Here is a 2,637-nt window from a genome sequence, read left to right on the forward strand (position 1 = left end):
TGCGTATTCCGGCGAACGTGACCGGTCATTCCGGGGATCGTGACCGATTTGCGCACGGCCTTCACGCTGGAACGGGTTTTGTACTCTGAGCGGTCACGATGGGTCAACCAGCACCGTGTTTTGAGCGTTGGCCTTTCTCAGTGATTCCCCCTTCAGATTGAGTCGATGGGCTCCGTGCAGCAGTCGGTCCAAGATGGCGTCGGCGAGCGTGGCGGAGCCGATGTAGTCGTGCCAGTGTTCGGTGGGTAGCTGGCTAGCAATGAGGGTTGAGCCTCGTCCGTGGCGATCCTCAATCACTTCCATCAGATCCTGTCGTTGCTGGGCATTGATCTTCTGCATACCCCAGTCATCAAGGATCAGCAGGTCGGTTTTCAACAACTGCGTCATCAGGCGAGCGTAGCTGCCATCACCGTGGGCGATCCTTACTTGCTCGAACAGCCGCGGCACCCGCAGGTAACGGACGGACAGCCCTTGGCGACAGGCTTGATTGCCGAGGGCGCAGGCCAGCCAGGTCTTGCCGCAGCCGGTGGGGCCGGTGATGCACAGGTTCAGCGATTGCCTGATCCAGTCACAGCTAGCCAGGCCCGCCATGCGCGAGCGCTCCAGACCGCGCGGGTGCCGGTAGTCGATGTCTTCGATGCAGGCTGGCACGCGCAAGCGGGCAGCCTTGAGCAGGCGGTCCAGCCGACGGTTTTCCCGGTGCAGCACTTCCCGGTCCACCAGCAGAGCCAAGCGCTCCTCGAACGCCAGATCGTGGGTCTCGGGCTGAGCCCGCTGTTGTTCCAGGGCGTCACACATGCCCGTCAGCTTGAGTTGGCGCAGCGTGTTGAGTGTGGTTTGGGTCAGCATAGATCTCTCCGGTATCAGTGGTAGTAATGCGGGCCGCGAACGTTGGTATGCGCAGGCAGGTCGGTCAGATCACGCTCTTCCTCAGCCAGTGGCAGGGGGAGCTGATCAAGTCCTTGTTTCAGGATTGAGGTGATGCTCTGGTAGCTGGCCGAGTTGATCGACAGCGCCCGAGCGCAGGCCTGCTCAAGGCGTTCACGGCTGTAACGCCGACTGAGGTTCAGCAACCCCAGACAGGCGCGATAGCCATGCTCAGGATGGGGGCGATCCTTGAGCTGGCCCTGCACCACCTGCAGGGATGCGGGACCGATGTCTTTGGCCCAATTGAGGAAGCGCTCCGGAGACCAGTCCTTGTGGGCCTGGTGCGCTTTGGGCATATGCTCGGTCAGAGTGACGAAGCGGCTCTTCCCGTGACGGGGATGCAAGGCAACACGCTGGCCCTTGTGCATAACCTCCAGGGCGGTATCCGTTAACCGCACGTCCAGAACCAACCCCACCAAGGCATGGGGTACGCTGTACAGTCGCTTGTCTATCTCAATGTGATAATCAATGCCCGGTCGAGCCTTGCGCCACTCGGCGTAGGTATAGGGCGTTGCTGGGAGCGGTCGCAGGGCTGGACGGTCAAGCGCGTCGTACAGGCTTTGACGGCTCTCGACCCGGCCTTGGAACGGGCGCTGGTTCAGTGCTGGTAGCAGCGCGGCAATGGCGGTATTCAGTTCGGCTAGGGAGAAGAATGTCTGATGCCGTAAGCGGGCCAGGATCCAGCGCTCGACCAACAGCACCGACGTCTCGGCCTTCGCCTTGTCCTTGGGCTTGTAGGGCCGCGCAGGCAACACCGCTGTCTGGTAATGGCAGGCCAGCTCAGCGTAGGTCTCGTTGATCGTCGGGCTGTAGCGGTCCGCCTTGGTCACTGCTGCCTTGAGGTTGTCCGGAACCAGCAGTTCCGGTACCCCGCCGAAGAAGTTGAGCATCCTCTGGTGGGAGGCGACCCAGTCTGGAAGGCTCTGGCTCCAAGTGGCCTCGGCGAAGGTGTAACTGGAGGCGCCCAACACTGCCACAAAGACTTGTGCCTTGCGCACTTCACCGGTAGAGCGATCCACCACAGGCACGGTCGGGCCGCAGTAGTCGATAAAGATCTTCTCACCGGCACGGTGGACCTGACGCATGCTACGGCGCTGCCGGCCACGCCAGAGCCGGTAGTGATGGCAGTACTGGCTGTAGCGGTAGGCCTTGTCTCCGTGGCGCTCCACGTACTCGGCCCAGAGTAGTTGCAGGGTCACGCCTTTGGTCTTGAGCTCCTGGTGGACCTGGAAGCAATCAGGCTCGGCAAAGCGTGACGGGGGCGTCTTGGCCGGGAACAACAACGCGTGCAGCCGGGCCTCGTCTAGGTTCTTCGGTAGTGGCCAAGTAACACCCTGGACTTGGGCCAGGCTGACGTATTTGCCGACCACGCCCTTGGAGAGGCCGCAGGCACGGGCAATGCGCTCGTGACTCAGACCGGCTTCGTACTTGAGGCGTAATATCTCGATGATCTGTCGCATGGAAATCCTCGCAGCCGGCATCCGCTCTTCCTCGAAAAAAAGAAAGGGGTATGCTGGATAAAGTTCAAGAATTCCAGTGCGTTGGCTGTGATTCCGGGGGAACGTGACCGATGATTCCGGCATCGTGACCGACGATTCCGGGCAAGCACCCAAAATCGGTCACGATGAAACGGAATAAGCGGTCACGATAGCCCAGAACAGGCGGTCACGTTCAAACGGAATGGGCGGTCACGATGGGCCGGAATATGCA

2 protein-coding genes are annotated in these 2,637 nt (G+C 60.9%); both read right to left on the reverse strand.

What is annotated here, in order from left to right; genetic code table 11:
* Window positions 1-93: 93 nt before the first annotated feature.
* On the reverse strand, window positions 94-849 hold the full coding sequence (gene istB, locus C1949_RS19140) for an IS21-like element helper ATPase IstB (protein WP_065335626.1): 756 nt from the start codon (window positions 847-849) through the stop codon (window positions 94-96).
* Window positions 850-863: 14 nt separating this feature from the next.
* Window positions 864-2,408, reverse strand: coding sequence for an IS21 family transposase (gene istA / locus C1949_RS19145; RefSeq protein WP_165771327.1), 1,545 nt, complete (start codon window positions 2,406-2,408; stop codon window positions 864-866).
* Window positions 2,409-2,637 lie beyond the last annotated feature (229 nt).

This window comes from Halopseudomonas oceani, from assembly GCF_002903165.1.
GTDB lineage: Bacteria > Pseudomonadota > Gammaproteobacteria > Pseudomonadales > Pseudomonadaceae > Halopseudomonas > Halopseudomonas oceani.

What these genes read in the sequence shown, in the direction of transcription:
- istB (WP_065335626.1), bottom strand. Translation starts at nt 849, where the DNA reads ATGCTGACCCAAACCACACTCAACACGCTGCGCCAACTCAAGCTGACG.
- istA (WP_165771327.1), bottom strand. Translation starts at nt 2,408, where the DNA reads ATGCCGGCTGCGAGGATTTCCATGCGACAGATCATCGAGATATTACGC.